Source organism: Campylobacter sp. 107, from assembly GCF_002383835.1.
Lineage (GTDB): Bacteria > Campylobacterota > Campylobacteria > Campylobacterales > Campylobacteraceae > Campylobacter_D > Campylobacter_D jejuni.
Genome location: NZ_NXBA01000049.1, coordinates 1 through 15,421 on the forward strand (window position 1 = coordinate 1; position 15,421 = coordinate 15,421).

The 15,421-nt window shown below is 29.3% G+C and carries 18 protein-coding genes; 10 read left to right on the forward strand and 8 right to left on the reverse strand.

Annotated elements, in window-relative coordinates; all coding sequences use genetic code 11:
- Positions 1 to 95: 95 nt before the first annotated feature.
- Together truD and BGS40_RS06395 are read right to left on the reverse strand one after the other, a co-directional pair.
- Entirely contained in the window at positions 96 to 1,214 is a 1,119-nt protein-coding gene (truD, locus tag BGS40_RS06390; RefSeq protein ID WP_096738520.1) for a tRNA pseudouridine(13) synthase TruD, read from the reverse strand.
- Positions 1,183 to 2,004, reverse strand: a complete 822-nt coding sequence (locus BGS40_RS06395) for a thiamine-phosphate kinase (RefSeq protein ID WP_012006780.1) — start codon at positions 2,002 to 2,004, stop codon at positions 1,183 to 1,185. The genes truD and BGS40_RS06395 overlap by 32 nt, the downstream gene beginning before the upstream one ends.
- An 86-nt stretch (positions 2,005 to 2,090) precedes the next feature.
- On the opposite strand from BGS40_RS06395, the gene BGS40_RS06400 reads away from it, so the two are divergent.
- The 10 genes from BGS40_RS06400 to BGS40_RS06445 all read left to right on the forward strand — a co-directional run bounded on the left by BGS40_RS06400 (position 2,091) and on the right by BGS40_RS06445 (position 9,790).
- The gene (locus tag BGS40_RS06400; RefSeq protein WP_002880438.1) at positions 2,091 to 3,164 is read left to right on the forward strand and encodes a DUF5644 domain-containing protein; all 1,074 of its coding nucleotides are present in this window, start codon (positions 2,091 to 2,093) and stop codon (positions 3,162 to 3,164) included.
- A complete protein-coding gene (locus BGS40_RS06405; protein ID WP_052797930.1) occupies positions 3,161 to 3,544 on the forward strand; it encodes a hypothetical protein in 384 nt (127 codons plus the stop codon). The genes BGS40_RS06400 and BGS40_RS06405 overlap by 4 nt, the downstream gene beginning before the upstream one ends.
- The gene (locus tag BGS40_RS06410; protein ID WP_002867028.1) at positions 3,537 to 4,220 is read left to right on the forward strand and encodes an RsmD family RNA methyltransferase; all 684 of its coding nucleotides are present in this window, start codon (positions 3,537 to 3,539) and stop codon (positions 4,218 to 4,220) included. The genes BGS40_RS06405 and BGS40_RS06410 overlap by 8 nt, the downstream gene beginning before the upstream one ends.
- Positions 4,221 to 4,278: 58 nt before the next feature.
- Complete coding sequence (locus tag BGS40_RS06415) at positions 4,279 to 5,325, forward strand: flagellar basal body P-ring protein FlgI (RefSeq protein WP_002826014.1); 1,047 nt, start codon at positions 4,279 to 4,281, stop codon at positions 5,323 to 5,325.
- Positions 5,325 to 5,666 (forward strand): hypothetical protein, encoded by a 342-nt coding sequence (locus tag BGS40_RS06420; protein ID WP_002784057.1) that lies wholly within the window; start codon positions 5,325 to 5,327, stop codon positions 5,664 to 5,666. Before BGS40_RS06415 ends, BGS40_RS06420 begins: the two co-directional genes overlap by 1 nt.
- A 62-nt stretch (positions 5,667 to 5,728) precedes the next feature.
- A complete protein-coding gene (flgM, locus tag BGS40_RS06425) occupies positions 5,729 to 5,926 on the forward strand; it encodes a flagellar biosynthesis anti-sigma factor FlgM (RefSeq protein ID WP_002779262.1) in 198 nt (65 codons plus the stop codon).
- 44 nt (positions 5,927 to 5,970) lie between these two features.
- The gene (locus BGS40_RS06430; protein ID WP_002826016.1) at positions 5,971 to 6,405 is read left to right on the forward strand and encodes a flagellar protein FlgN; all 435 of its coding nucleotides are present in this window, start codon (positions 5,971 to 5,973) and stop codon (positions 6,403 to 6,405) included.
- Between the two features lie 9 nt (positions 6,406 to 6,414).
- A complete protein-coding gene (flgK, locus tag BGS40_RS06435) occupies positions 6,415 to 8,241 on the forward strand; it encodes a flagellar hook-associated protein FlgK (RefSeq protein WP_002855300.1) in 1,827 nt (608 codons plus the stop codon).
- 16 nt (positions 8,242 to 8,257) lie between these two features.
- The gene (locus BGS40_RS06440; protein ID WP_002877433.1) at positions 8,258 to 9,022 is read left to right on the forward strand and encodes a TIGR02757 family protein; all 765 of its coding nucleotides are present in this window, start codon (positions 8,258 to 8,260) and stop codon (positions 9,020 to 9,022) included.
- Between the two features lie 3 nt (positions 9,023 to 9,025).
- Positions 9,026 to 9,790: a TSUP family transporter gene (locus BGS40_RS06445; protein WP_002855821.1), complete on the forward strand. Its 765-nt coding sequence runs from the start codon at positions 9,026 to 9,028 to the stop codon at positions 9,788 to 9,790.
- On the opposite strand, the gene BGS40_RS06450 is transcribed toward BGS40_RS06445, so the two are convergent.
- The 6 genes from BGS40_RS06450 to BGS40_RS06475 are packed head-to-tail and all read right to left on the reverse strand — an operon-like array spanning position 9,783 to position 15,403.
- Positions 9,783 to 10,964 (reverse strand): type II secretion system F family protein, encoded by a 1,182-nt coding sequence (locus BGS40_RS06450; protein ID WP_002868229.1) that lies wholly within the window; start codon positions 10,962 to 10,964, stop codon positions 9,783 to 9,785. The two genes, BGS40_RS06445 and BGS40_RS06450, sit on opposite strands and share 8 nt — an antisense overlap.
- Positions 10,961 to 12,520, reverse strand: a complete 1,560-nt coding sequence (locus tag BGS40_RS06455; protein ID WP_044260336.1) for a GspE/PulE family protein — start codon at positions 12,518 to 12,520, stop codon at positions 10,961 to 10,963. The genes BGS40_RS06450 and BGS40_RS06455 overlap by 4 nt, the downstream gene beginning before the upstream one ends.
- The gene (locus BGS40_RS06460; RefSeq protein ID WP_002851370.1) at positions 12,510 to 13,097 is read right to left on the reverse strand and encodes a membrane protein; all 588 of its coding nucleotides are present in this window, start codon (positions 13,095 to 13,097) and stop codon (positions 12,510 to 12,512) included. Before BGS40_RS06460 ends, BGS40_RS06455 begins: the two co-directional genes overlap by 11 nt.
- Positions 13,098 to 13,100: 3 nt before the next feature.
- A complete protein-coding gene (locus BGS40_RS06465) occupies positions 13,101 to 13,709 on the reverse strand; it encodes an ATP-binding protein (RefSeq protein ID WP_002851464.1) in 609 nt (202 codons plus the stop codon).
- Positions 13,702 to 15,114, reverse strand: a complete 1,413-nt coding sequence (gene mshL / locus BGS40_RS06470) for a pilus (MSHA type) biogenesis protein MshL (protein WP_044260333.1) — start codon at positions 15,112 to 15,114, stop codon at positions 13,702 to 13,704. Before mshL ends, BGS40_RS06465 begins: the two co-directional genes overlap by 8 nt.
- Positions 15,092 to 15,403 carry a hypothetical protein gene (locus tag BGS40_RS06475; protein WP_002880445.1) on the reverse strand — a complete coding sequence of 104 codons (312 nt, stop codon included), beginning with the start codon at positions 15,401 to 15,403 and terminating at the stop codon, positions 15,092 to 15,094. Before BGS40_RS06475 ends, mshL begins: the two co-directional genes overlap by 23 nt.
- Positions 15,404 to 15,421 lie beyond the last annotated feature (18 nt).

Here is a 15,421-nt window from a genome sequence, read left to right on the forward strand (position 1 = left end):
GGGGGGGGTATATCAAATTTATACTCAAAGATGCGCCTAGGTTGAAGAGAGAATTTGAGAGGAAAAGATAAAATATATATTAGATATATTTACACTCACTCAAACAAATTTTTATGCAAAATTTCTTCTAAAACCACAGTAGCATAAGAACCTTTTTGCAAGAAAAACTCTATACAAAAATGAGCTTTTTCTTTATCATAACGCCATTTTAACTCTTCTAAATATCCCCACATAAAGCGTCTTGAACCTTGCATTTTAGTCTTCAACTCCAAAGCATCTTTAAAAATTTCATTTTCTAAATTTAAGGCCAAACCTTCTCCTGTTTCATAAGCCTTAGCACCGATTAAAAGCCCCATAGCGCTTATATCTCTTGCCTTAAAACGCCCAAGCTCAGCACTTAAATCCTCACATAAAAAACACTTTCCAAAAGGATAATGCCCTAAAACCTCACCTTTTAAAAGCTTAAAAAATTGTTCTTGTTTTTTAAGTTCCTTGGCTTCTTCTTTGGAGATTTTATAAATTTGGATCAATTCTTTTTCGCTAAAATCATTTGCAAAATGTGATAACTCCACTCTTTTACTCAAATAGCGATTAAAAAGCTCACTTTGAAAAGCTGAAATTAAAAACTCTTTCATTTTTACATTTTTCATCTTTTTACCACGCAAAATTTCAAGCCCTTCTTTATAATTATCCCCAAATTTTCCAAAACGCTGATAACCAAAATAATTCGCGAAACCTTGTTTATCCAAATTCATCAAAGCTTGTTCTAGTTTTAAAGCATCGCTTGGTAAAACTTTTTTTAAGCGTATGAAAAAAGTATTTCCTTTTAAATGCCCTATTCTTAGCTTGTTTTCATGGGTAAAAATTTCTAAAATTTTAAGTTTAGGATGAGAAAAATTTGACAAAAAACTCTCAAATTTTTTAGACATAGAAAGGTATTGAAAGGTTGATCCTTGCTTATCTTTAAGCCCTGCATAACCAAAATCTCTTATTTTAACCCCGCTTGTTTCGCTTAAAATTTTTAAAGCTTCATTTGTGGTTAAATCTTTTTTATTGATATGCAAAATAAGATGTTCACCCTTACCGCTAAATTCATACAAAGGCCTTTCACGCACTACAAAATCATCGCTATTTTTACTAAAATACGCATTAATAGGACTGTGTTTTAAACTATACAAAGGCTTAAAAATGGTGTTCTCTTCCTCTAAATTCATATTTTCCTTTCACTGCTTTTCCAAAGATATTTAATTTCACGCCGTGTTTTTTGGCTATTGTTTTTATATTTTGACGCTCTTTTTCATCAAAAGCAAACAAAATTTCATATTCTTCTCCACTATAAAGCGTATAATCATCAAGCTTTTTAAACCAAGAAATACCGCATTTATTTAAGGCTAAAAGTCTTGATAAATCCTTGCTTAAACCATCTGAAATATCCATAGCACAAGAAATTAAAGGTGCGACTTCATAAAAAAAACTAGCTCTTAATTTTGGCTTTATAAATACATGGTTTGGTTTTAAAGTGCCCCCATTTTGTAAAATTTCAAGCCCTTTTAAACTTCGTCCTAATTTTCCCGTATAAGCAAGTAAATGCCCCTTTTTTAAACCTTTTCTAAAAACAGCTTTATCGTTAATCTTTGAAATGATAGTAAGACTAATGTCTATTTTATCATTGCTTATAGTATCACCGCCTATAATTTTTATATTAAATTTCCTAGCTGTTTTTAAAAAACCTTTTTGCAAGGCTTTGATCTCATTTTCGCTTAAATTTTTTGGTAAAGCAAGTCCTAAAAGTGCGTATTTTGGTACAGCATTCATTGAAATAGCATCTGAAATATTAACAAGCATTGCTTTTGTAGCAATTTGCTCTAAGCTAAACCACTCTCTTTTAAAATGCACATTTTCAAAAAACAAATCCTTACTAAAACACCAATCATCAATAATAGCTCCATCATCGCCATTTTTTTCATTTAAAAAAGCTTTGATAATAAAATCTTCTTTGTTCATAATGCGTGATTTTATAAAATTTCCTTTTAAATTCTAGTGAATTTTAGAAAAATTTTATATAATATAAAAATATTTAAGGAAAAACCATGAAAAAATTAGAATTAAGAATTTTTAGATTTGATAAAACCAAGGATTATGAGGCTTATTATAAACCTTATATTTATGATAATTATGAAAATTTTGCAAGTTTTTATGATCTGCTTTTGCAAGTTCAAGATGATGATATTTATTTTGATTTTGATAAAGATGAAGATACTTACATAGTTGTAAATAAGCAAATCATACCACTTTTTACACCTTTAGAAAAAATAGCAAAAGAATTTGATTTTAGTCTTTGTATCGAGCCTTTAAGCACAAAAAGAGCCATTAAAGATCTTATCATCGATAAAAATGATTTTTTAGACAAATACAAATATCTTGAAAAATTTGGTGATGAAGAGGATAAAAAACTTTATGCAAAATATGATTATTTATATTATGCAAGTGAAATTTTAGACTATCTTCCTGAATATATGGGCGATGGAGTGTTTTATTTGGCTTCAAAAATGATAGAAAAATATCCTGAAAAAAAGATAGAAATTTTAAAAACTCTAGCAGATAAAGAAAAGGGTATTTTTTATCATCTTGAAAGCAAAAATGAAATTTTAGAAACAACGATCAAAAACTTACAAAATGAAATTTTAAATTTAGGGCTTTTTGATAAAAATATTTTACACTTTGATTTACCTAAAACCAATGCTTTTGATAATGAGATCAAAGAACTTAAAGAAATTAAACATAATTTTAAAGATTTCAATATAGCTTTTTATGGTTTTAATGCTTGCGATACTTTAAAATCCAAACTTAAGGCTAAATTTATTTCCTATGAAAACAGTGTAAAAAATAATGGCTTTAGCTTGCTTAATCTAAATCCTACGCTAAGCTATAAAATAGCCGCAGATATTGTTTTGGACGCTTATGATAGCGGGGCGGATTTTATGGTAGTAAAAGAAGAAAAAGATTTTTATCTTTTTGATACTTGTGCTAAAAAACTTATGCAAACAAGTGGAAGAGAATTTGAAGACTTTTATATTTTGAGCCGTTTTGAGTTTTTAGCCCTTATCGAAGGCATACAAGCTCCATCATTAAAAAATCACACTTTAAAGGTTAGTTTGATATGAAAATCTCTTTAGAATGCAAAGATCTCATCATAGAAAAAACTTTAGAACTTTTTTTAAAAGATCATTTGGTAATGAAAAAAAATTGTGATTTCATCATTAGCGATGAAAAAATTCATACCGCAAAACCCTTATTTATCATCTCTAAAAACTCTCCATTTTTAAGCATACCATTTAGCAAAGAAGCCTTGTTTGAGTCTTTAAGTGAATTTGATAATGCCTTAAAAGCAGCAGCTTTGCAACTTGCACTTGAACAAAAAAGACTGCTTGAAGAAAAAATTGACGCTATTGCTTTGGAATTTAAAAAAGATTATGAAAATAAAATCGATCTTGCCATAAAAGATCTTAAAAACAAACTCGTAAAAGCACTTAATGATGAATGATGAATTTATAAGCGTTAAAGACTTTTTTAATCACAATGAAAAAAGAAAAAAATTTCTTCAAAAACAAGAAATTAAACCTCCTAAAGAAAAAACAAAAAAAACTAAAGAAACAAAGCTTTATACAAATATAGAAAGTGGTAAATACAAAGGGAAAAAACTACTTTTACCTAGTCTTACAACAACAAGAAGTACTAAAAGCATAGTCAAAAGTTGTGTTTTTAATGTAATAAGAGAAGATTTAAGAAGTAAAATTTTCATTGAAGCCTTTGGCGGAAGTGCTTTAATAGCGGCTGAAGCACTAAGTAATTATGCTTTAAAAGCTTATGCTATAGAACTTGATATAAAAGCTTATAAAATTGCTTTAGAAAATGCTAAAAATATAGATCCGAATTTAGAAGTGATCCATGCAAATACTTTTGAAATTTTACCTAAACTCATAGAAAATTCAAAAAATGAAATCATCTTATATCTTGACCCACCTTTTGATATCAGAGAAGGTTTTAGTGATATTTATGAAAAAATTTATCATTTTTTAGAAAATTTAGATTTAAAGACTTTAAATTTAATCATTTTTGAACACCACTCAACCATAAAAACTCCCGAAAAAATCCAAAATTTTCAAAAAGTCAAAGAAAAGAAATTTGGATCAACTAGCTTAAGTTTTTACTCTTCTTAACTCACTTGGAACACTTTTTGCTTGATCTATCATCAACAATAGATTAAAGGAAGAATCCATGAGAGTTTTAACGATATTTTTACTCTTTATGACAAGCATTTTTGCAGTGCAAATCAAGGATGTAGCAAATACTGTAGGTGTAAGAGATAACCAACTTATAGGTTATGGACTTGTTGTAGGGCTTAATGGAAGCGGCGATGGAACAAGCTCTAAATTTACACTACAATCTATCTCAAACCTTTTGCAAGGTATGAATATCAAAGTAGATCCTAATGATATCAAATCAAAAAATACCGCAGCTGTTATGGTTACAGCCAAACTTCCAGCCTTTGCAAAAAGCGGAGATAAACTTGATATTACCGTTTCATCTATGGGTGATGCAAAATCTTTACAAGGTGGAACACTTTTACTGACTGCACTTCGTGGGATTGATGGTGAAATTTATGCTATAGCACAAGGCTCTATCTCAACAGGAGGTTTAACACCTAGACCAGGAGGAGCAGGTTCTCACTCAACTGCTGCAACTGTAATGGGTGGAGCTAATGTAGAAAGAGAAATTCCACAAAATTTTAGCCAAAACAATGATCTAACCTTAAGTTTAAAAGTAGCGGATTTTAAAACCGCAAACGATATAGAAAGAGTTTTAAATACTGTCTTTGGCGAAGAAGTAGCTAAAGCCATCGACTCTCGCACAGTAAAACTCAAAAAACCTGAAGATCTTTCAAATGTTGATTTTATGGCAAGAGTTTTAGAACAAGATATAGCTTATAAACCACAAAGCAAAGTTATCATCGATGAAAGAACAGGAACAGTGATTGCTGGAGTTGATGTAGAGGTAGAACCTGTTTTAATCACTCATAAAGATATCACTATAAAAATAGATCCAAACAATAACGCAGTAGCTAATCAAAATGAAATCGATATGAAAGATGGTGGTTTTGTAGATCCAAGTTCAAATACCTTAAGAATCAACAATGCCAAAAGCACAGTTGCAAATATAGCTAGAATGCTTAACAAACTTGGAGCAACCCCAAATGACATTATCGCTATTATGGAAAATTTAAAGCGCGCAGGTGCAATTAACGCGGATTTGGAGATCATCTAATGAAAGTGGATAATTTTTTAAATACTTATAGTATGAATAGCGCTTTACTTGATCGTGCAGCCAAAGCAAGAAGTTTAGAATCAAGCATCAAAATAAATGACAATGATATAGTTACAAAGAGCAAAGAAGATGAAGCCTTAAAAGAACAAACGGATGCTTTTGAGGCATTTTTTTTAAAGCAAGTTTTAGATGTATCTTTAAAAAGTCAAAATTCACTCTTTGGAAAAGATGCCAGCGATGAAATATACTCTTCCATGTATAATGATACCATGAGTAAAGCTTTAAGTGGAGGTATGGGTTTTTCAAAATTATTATACGATTTTTTAAAAGAAAGGGGTTAAGTTTTTTAAATTTAGGTCGATATGGTTTGTAGAGGATTATAACTAAGATCAAGGAGGCAGAAATGATCAATCCTATACAACAAAGTTATGTGGCAAATACCGCATTAAATACAAATAGAATAGATAAAGAAACTAAAACAAACGATACTCAAAAAACGGAAAATGATAAAGCGAGTAAAATCGCAGAGCAGATTAAAAACGGTACTTATAAAATCGATACAAAAGCTACGGCTGCTGCGATTGCTGACTCTTTAATCTAAAAACTTTCATTCTCCTTTTTTTGAGAGAGAGAAAAGGAGAAAATATGCTTAAACAAAGACTTGATGAAGTAAATGCTATCTTAGCAAAACTTATTGCTTTAACCGAAGAAGATATAGAAAATATCAAAGTGGCTAAACATGAGAGTGTAACGCCAAGTGTAGAAGAAAAAAACAAACTTATTGCGGAATTTATTACAGCTAAAAAACAACTTGATGTTGCCTTAGTTGAGCTAAATAATAGCTCTACAAAAGGGCTTAGTGAACTCTTAGATGATGAAGATAAACAAAAACTAGATCTACTTAAAAAAAATCTTCAAAACCTTCATAGTAAAAACAAAGAGTATGCTAAATTTGTTCTTATTGTCAAAGATTTTCTTGATGGCTTAGTAAATAAAATGTTTAATATCAATGATGGAACAAATAATGCTTATGGAGATAAAAAGACAAATCCAGAGTCAATTTTCAAGATCAATGTATAAGGATTTATAATGGGTATTTTTGGAACATTATACACAGGTGTTACAGGCTTAAAGGCAAGCGAAGTTCAAATCGCAACAACTGGAAATAATATCTCAAATGCTAATGCAACTTTTTATACACGCCAAAGAGTGGTGCAAACTACAAATGGATATATTACAACAGGTGGAGTTCAAGTAGGTACAGGAACTGCTGTAGAAAGTATAGTGCGTTTGCATGATGAGTATTCTTACTATAAATTAAAAGGTGCATCTACTCAACTAGAATATACTAAATATATGGCTTCCACTTTACAAGAAATTGCGCAGCGTTTTCCCGACTTACAAAATACTGGAATTTTGCAAGATTTAGAAAATTATAACAAAGCTTGGAATGATTTTGCATCTAACCCCAACGAAAATGCCACAAAAATAGCCCTTGTAAAAGCTTCTCAGACCTTAACAGAAAGCGTTAATAACACTTTTGCAACCTTAGATAAAATCCAAAAAAAAGTAAATGATGATATTAAAAATACAGTTGATGAGATTAATAGAATTGGCGAAGAAATTGCTACTATAAATAAACAAATTTATGGACAAGAAGCCTTACCAACAGAACACGCAAATGAACTTAGGGATAGAAGAGATGAACTTGAGCTTACTCTTTCAAAGCTAGTTAGTGCAGTTGCAAGCAAAAATGAAATCAATCAAGATAATCGCCTTGATACAACCATCACTGATCCAGGACATCAATACAATCTAAGTATAGAAGGTTTTAGTATAGTAGATGGAATAAATTTTCATCCTTTAAAGCTTGATTATGATGATAAAAATAAATCTTATAGCATTTATTATGAAACTCCTGATGAAAAAGTTCGCGATCTTACTGCAAAAATTAGCGGTGGACAGCTTGGTGCTCAACTTGACTTACGCGGTAGAAACTATAGCAAAAGCGAAGGAAAATATGAAGATGGAATTATCCAAGGTTATATGGATTCTTTAGATACTTTTGCTAAGACCATGATCAATGAAACTAACAATCTTTATGCAAGTTCTGCGAAAAGTTCTGTTACTTCTGATTATCTATCTGGGCTTAAGGGAGATATTCCTTTAGTTAATTACGATAGAACCATACAACCAGGAAGTTTTGATATAGTCATTTATGATGATAAAGGCGATAAAAAACTCACCAAAACCATCACCATAGATGTAAATACAACCATGAATGATATCATGCGTCAAATCAATGCTAATACAGATGATAATGACAATAAAAATTCAAACGATGATGTTGATGATCATATCAATGCAAGTTTTAGCTACGATGCAAAAACTGGAGATGGTTTATTTCAAATCAATGCAAAATCAGGTTTTAAGGTAGCCATTGAAGATAAGGGCACAAATTTCGCAGGCGCGTTTAGCATAGGTGGTTTTTTCAGCGGAACTGATGCAAGTAATATGAAAGTAAAAGATTCCATCTTAAATGATCCAAGCACAGTAAGAGCAAGTTTAAGTGGGGTTGATAGTGGAAATGACATGGCAAATAAAATCATCCAACTTCAATATGAAAAAGTTAATTTTTATAATGAAGATGGCACTATCGATAATCTTACCATGGAAGAATATTACCGCAAACTTACAGGTAAAATAGCCTCAGATGGTGAAAATAACAATGTCGTCAATTCAAGCAATGAAACTCTTTATAATTCTGTTTATAGCGAGTACCAATCTAAAAGTGGCGTAAATACAAATGAAGAATTAGCCGCCCTTATACAATATCAATCAAGTTACGGTGCAGCAGCAAAAATCGTCTCTACCGTAGATCAAATGCTTGATACCTTACTAGGGCTTAAATCTTAAGCTCTAGTAATATCAAATGAAAAATTTTATCCATCTTAAAGCTAAGCTTGATTTTTTAGCCAATCAAAAAAATACCAATCATTCCCTTTTTGAAACTCCAGATCCTTTGCAAATTGCTAAAATTCACAATGATGAATTTATTGCCTTAATTTGTGCTTTATTTGCCTATGGAAATGCTAAAAATATAGTAAATTTTCTAAAGAAACTTGATTTTTCTTTATTAAACCTTCAAGAAAAACAAATAAAAAAAGAACTTAAAAATTTAAAATACCGCTTCCAAAATGAAAAAGATATACAAGAAATTTTTATCACTCTTTCAAGGCTGAAAAATGAAAGTTCACTCTACGAACTTTTTTATCAAGCCTATCAAGAAAGAGAAAATACCACAGATGCCATCTTAGCTTTTATGCAAAAAATCAAAACCTTAAATTCATATTCAAGTTATGGATATGATTTTTTCTTTGGAAAAATTTGGCAAAACACCCCTACTTCACCTCTTAAACGCTATAATATGTATCTAAGATGGATGGTTAGAAAAGATGAACTTGATCTTGGACTTTTTACCAAAATTCACACCAAAGATCTTTTAATCCCACTTGATACACATGCACATAAAATTTCCTTGACTTTAGGACTTCTAAAGCGTAAAATATATGATTATAAAAGTGTTTTAGAACTCACACAAAATTTAAAAAAATTAGATGCAAATGATCCCATAAAATATGACTTTGCACTCTATCGTTTAGGGCAAAGTAAGGAAATTGACAAATTTAAGGAGTGAAGAATGGGTTTTGAGCACTTAAATACGATTTATTATTTCATACTTTTTTTTGTAGCTCTTTTTGCTGGTTTTATAGATTCTATTGTAGGTGGAGGAGGGCTTATTACTCTACCAGCACTCATAGCCTGTGGAATTCCTGCGCATTTATCCTTAGCAACAAACAAACTCCAAAGCGTCTTTGGTTCTTTTACAGCTACTTTAACTTATTTTAAATCCACCACTCTACCTCATCTTGCTTGGGGTGTTTTTTTCACAGCCTTAGGAGCAGCTATAGGAAGTTATAGTGTTCTTTTTGTAAAAGATGAGCAATTAAAGCTTATTATCTTAATCTTTTTAACTCTTACCTTCTTATATACAGCCTTACGTCCCAACTTAGGCAAACACGAAAGCGAACCTAAAATAAAAAATATCAAAATTTTTCATTTAATTTGTGGCTTAACTTTAGGATTTTATGATGGATTTTTAGGGCCTGGAACGGGTTCATTTTGGATTTTTGCTTGTGTGATGCTACTAGGTTTTAATATGAGAAAAGCGAGCATTAATACTAAAATTTTAAATTTCACAAGCAACATCATTGCTCTTGCTATATTTTTATGGCAATATGAACTTTTATGGGCTGTAGGTTTGCTTATGGGTGTAGGACAAGTTTTAGGAGCTTATTTAGGCTCAAAACTTGTATTAAAAACTAATGGAAAGTTTATAAAAACTTTATTTTTAATCGTTGTAGGAGCTACTATTATTAAAGTAGCTTGGGATTATTTTAGTTAAAATTGACCCCTGAGCTAAGCTCCCACATAGGTAAAAATATACCTAAAGCCAAAAACAAAACTAAAAGCGCTACAAATAAAGTCATCATAGGCTCTAAAAAAATCAAAAATCTATCCATCAAATTTTCGCTTTTTTGTTGATAATATTTGGCAATTTCTTCACTTAATACTTCAAGTCTCCCACTTTTCATCGCAACACTAAGCATAGAAAACACCAAAGAATCAAAAATATCAATCTTTTTAAAAGCCTGACTTAACTCAAGACCAGAATCTATAAAACTAAAAAGTTTTTTATACTGAAAAATTAAAAATTTATTTTCAAGCCCTATAATAGCTAAATCAAAAGCTTTAGATATTGAAATTCCATTTTTTAAAAGCAAAGAAAAAACCATAAAAAAATAATAATTTTGATTATAAATAATCAAACGAGAAATCAAAGGTACTTTTAAAAATAAAAAATCGCAAGAAAAAGCAAAAGAATGAAAATTTTTATAAGCTAAAATAAGCATAACAATAAAAATAACAAACAAAAATATGCAAAAAATTCCATAGTCATCTAAAAAATTATAAATTTCTAACATTACATGCGTGATAAAAGGCAAACTCGCGCCTAAATTTTCAAATAAATCTTTAAAATTAGGCACTACAAAAAGCATTAAAAACAAAAATGCTCCGATAATACTTAAAAAAACCAAAGTAGGATATCTAAAAGCCTTTTTTAATTGTTTTTGACTCTCTAAGCTTTTTTCTCGAAGTTTAGAAATTTGACTAAACACTTCACTGATTTTTCCTGTCTTTTCAGCCGTTTTAATCAAAGCTAACTCCGCACGATTTAATCCAAAATTAGCATTTTCAAAAGCTTGATTTAGATTTTGGGCTAAAATTAAATTGTCTAATATTTTTTTCATAATCTTGCAAGAATGCATAAGATATAATTCTCTAATCGCTTCTTGAACACTTAATCCAACTTCACACAACAAAGCTAGCTCTTTAAAAAAGAGTATAAAATTTTCATCCTTTAATCTCTGAAAATTAGATTTTTGAATTTCTTTTATATCAATGATTTTCCAATTCTTTGATAAGGCTTTTGCTTGTGCTGTATTTAAATTTTCAGCTTTTATAGTTTTTGTATAATTTTGATTGTTTTTAAGAAATTCTACTTCATAAAATTTCATCTTACAACCCTTAAAAGCTCATCTATACTTGTAAGACCTTCTTTGGCTTTTTTTAAACCTTGTTCAAACATAGTTTGAAAGCCATATTTTTTTGCAAGCTCCATTAAAATCGTTTTATCTTGATTTTCCCTAATTGCACAAGCTAAATCTTCATTGATCTCTAAGCACTCAGCGATTAATTCTCTGCCAAAAAATCCACTATGATGACAACGCTCACATCCTTTTGGTTCAAAAAATTCACCTTCAAATTCAATATAATGTTTTTTGCTTTTTTGCTTACACCAAGGACAAAGTTTTCTAACCAAACGCTGTGCTATAACAAGACTCAAAGCCGATGCTATTAAGTAACTTTTTGCTTGCATATCCAAAAGCCTATCAATGGTACTAAGAGCATCATTAGTATGCAAGGTGCTTAAAAGCAAATGACCTGTTAAAGAAGCTTTAAGTGCAATATCTAAACTTTCTTCATCGCGAATTTCTCCTATCATGATAATATCAGGATCTTGCCTTAAAATTGCTCTTAAAACACTATTAAACTCGACTCCAACTTTTGAATTAAGCAAAATTTGCTGCACTAAAGGAATTTTATATTCTATAGGATCTTCTGCGGAGATAATCTTTTTTTCAATACTTTTCAATTCATTTAAACACGCGTATAAAGTTGTGCTTTTACCACTACCTGTAGGACCGGTTAATAAAATCATTCCATTGGGACGATGTAAAATCTTTTTTAAAATTTCTAAATTTTTATCTCCAAGATTTAGTTTATGCAAATCCAAAATTTCTTTATCATGTTTTAAAATTCTTATAACAACACTTTCGCCATAAATCAAAGGCAAACATGAAACACGAAAATCATATCTTTCATTTTCAAAATCTAATTCAAAACTTCCATCTTGCGTTTTTCTTGATTCAGCTAAATTCAAACAAGCTAAAAATTTGACATGAAAAACCAAAGCTTCATAAATATCCTTCTCAAAAATAGCAAATTCACGCAAAATTCCATCAACCCTAAACCTAATCAAAGCATCATCATTCCTTGCTTCTATATGAATATCACTCGCATGAAAAGATAAAATTTCATGTAATAAAAAATCAAAAATTTGACTGATGCAACTTTGATCATCTCTTTTGTGATTTTCTTGCCATTCAAGTCTAAGCTTAATGCTTAATCTTTTAATCTCCTCTTGAATGCGAATTTGATTTAAAATTTTAGCTATCTTTAATTCATCGGCAATTGCAGTGTCGATTTTTTCACAAATCATAAAAGTCTTAACTTGCTCTAAAAGCTCTAAAGAACAAGGTTTGGATCTAATAATCATAAAGCCATCATTGTTTTTAATAAGCAGAAATTTAAATTTTAAAAGTAAAGAAAAAGGTATACCTTCATAAATAAAATCATTATCTTCATCTAAATCAACAAAATGTAAATTACAAAAATTTGCTAATTTGTTAAAAAAATCCCAAGAAGTGATATTAAATTTAGTGCAAATTTCATCAAGACTTATTTCATTATCAATATAAGCTTGAAAAATTTTATCCATTCTACTTTCCATCTAATTCCATTAAACCATAATAATTTATATAAGCATCTAAAGCACTTTGAGCTTCTTTTTCTTCGCCTAAAGCTCTTTTAGCCTGAGCAAAAATCAGCCAAGAATCTTGTTTTTGCTTGTCAAGTTCATTGGCTTTTAAAGCCCAAAATATTGTCTTTTGATAAGCTTTAATATCAAAATACTTCTTAGCTAAATTTAATGCCTTTTCATAGCTTGGATTTTGATAAAAAGATTTTTTTAAATCAGAAATATTTAAAATTTTAGAATCAATTTCTATCTTGCTAATATGTGTATTTTCCTGCACCGCTTTAACTTCTTCTAGTTCTTTATATAACTTTTCCCTAGAAATCTTATTTTTTTCTTGTAAAATTTGCGCTTGAAGAATCTTTTGCTCCAAATGCTTTTTATGTTCAATAGCCTGCAAATAAATATTTTTTTGCTTATTATATTTTTGCATTAGCACAAAAAAACAAAATGCTATTACTGATATTAGAATAATTAATAATAAATATTTTAAATATTTTTTAAGTAAAAAGTATTTATACCTAAGCTCAAGCTCTTTAATTCTTTCTTGCATATCTTACCTTAATAAGCCATTCTCTAAAGCACTAAGCTTTAAAATATACTCTTGACTTTTGTTTTTATCAAAAAAACTATTTATCTCATAAAAACTTTTTAAAGTTTTATCAATATATCTTAAATTTCCTTGAGAAATTTTTTGTAAAAACTTAAGACATTTATTTGAAAAATTCATTCCAAATTTCAATTTAATATAATCATCAAGTTCTAAAAGACTAATATTTTTCAATTTAAAACAAGCACTTAAACGACTTTTAAAATGCTCTTTTTTAAGTATATTTAACTTTTTATGAGAACTTAAAACAAAACTTATAGAATCACTATAAATCCTGATGCTTTCTAGCATTGCATAATCATACATTCCCACTTCATCAAGAATGATTAAACTCTGACCTTGTGAAATCAAAAACTCAATTTTTTCTTTTAAGAAACTCTGATCTTTAAAATTTTCATTAATAAAATCAACATTATATTTTTTTGCCAATCTTTGCAACAATACACTTTTACCACTACCACTTTTTCCCCATAAAAAAATAAAAGCTTTTTGGCTTTCTAAAATTTGATTGATTTGATGAAAAATTTCTTCTCTAAATGGAATAATTTTACTCATAATGCTTAAATCCTAGATCTTTAAGACTTGGAGCATTTACGCTATCTACTATACTTGGAGTGATAATAAAAACGATTTCGGTTGCTTTAGAATTTAAAACTTCTCCTTTAAACAAAGAACCTAGGATTGGAATTTTTGATAGAAAATTGATAGAATTTTTCTCATTAGATTTATCGTGAGAAATCAATCCACCTAAAATTAAAGTTTGATTATTCTCTACTTGCACAACGCTAGAAAGCTTTTTTTGTATGGTATCAGGAGCAATAGTTCTTGGTTCTTTTTGTCGTTTATTATCTTCTGGATACTTAAAATCACTTAAGCTTGGATTAATCCTAAGCATTATTTTTCCATCATCAGAAATTTCAGGCAAGATATTGAGTAAAATGCCTACAAAAATAGAATAATTATTATAACTTTCACTAACAGTAGTCCCATTTTCAGTACCTTTAGAACTTTCTTTAACTTGATAATTTATAGTATCGCCTACAGAAATAATGGCTTGTTGGTTATTTAAAGCCATAAGCTTTGGATTAGAAAGCACGCTAGTTTTTCCATTTTGAGAAAGAAAGTTAATAATAGAATCAAAATTTAAATTCGCCCTTAAACCCAAATTCTTAACAAAACCTTGCCCATTTTGAAACTGAATAAAAGAATTTTCATTATTTGCTTGTGAATTTAAACCTATATTAAAATTTTGCCAATTAATCCCACTAGAATGGCTTTCATTTAAACTCACAGCAAGTATGCTAACATCGATAATAACTTGTTTTTTAAGACGATTTTCTAGTTTTTGCAAATAATTTTTCACACTTTTTAACTGAGAATTTGTTCCAGTTACTATAATAAGACCTGCATTGGGATTTATAATGGGAGTTTTAGCCTCATAATCTTCATGAGAATTTTTTAATAATACAATAATCTCTTTTTCTATATTTTGCCAAAAATCAAATTTTTCCATACTTTTAATCATATTGTCTTCTGCATCATCAAAACTACCGCTATATTCACTTTGCCTTGGTTTAGCGTCTACAGACGCTTTAGTTATGCTTTGTCCTTCTCTGATAGAAGTGATATAACTTATCTTAAAAATCTTCGTATTAATGCCTGAAATTCTTAAAATTTTACCATCAAAATCATAGCTAAGATCATGCTCTTTGATAAAAAAATTAAAAATTTCGTCCAAACTCATTTGATGAATATTGACAGAGTTTTGCAATGTTTCTAATTTTTCTTTGGCAATTTTATCTTTAACAATAATACTGAAAGAACAATATTTTGCAAGCTCATCAAGACTTTCTTGTATGCTTAATTTTTCGTTAATACTGATATCAAAAAGACGCTTTTGACAATCTAAAGCATAAAGATAATGGCAACAAAGAATGTTAATTAATATTAATCTTATCATTTTTATTTATTTGGATTGCAATTTCTAAATTATCATATTGGAATTTAATCTCTTTAGTATTTATTTCATGTATTATAGCATCATCAATCATATCACCTTTTTTATACCATCGATCATAAATTTTTACTTTATCAAGCATAATTGCAGTAATTTTAATATGTCTTAATTTTTCAAAAGTAGGATTCACAAATGGGTTTTGAAGAGTATTAAAATCTATGCGATTTTCTTTATCTATAAGTTTAAAATACTCTTCAAAATTATCTTGTGCAAACAAAGTGCTAAAACACAATGTTGCACTAAAAATATA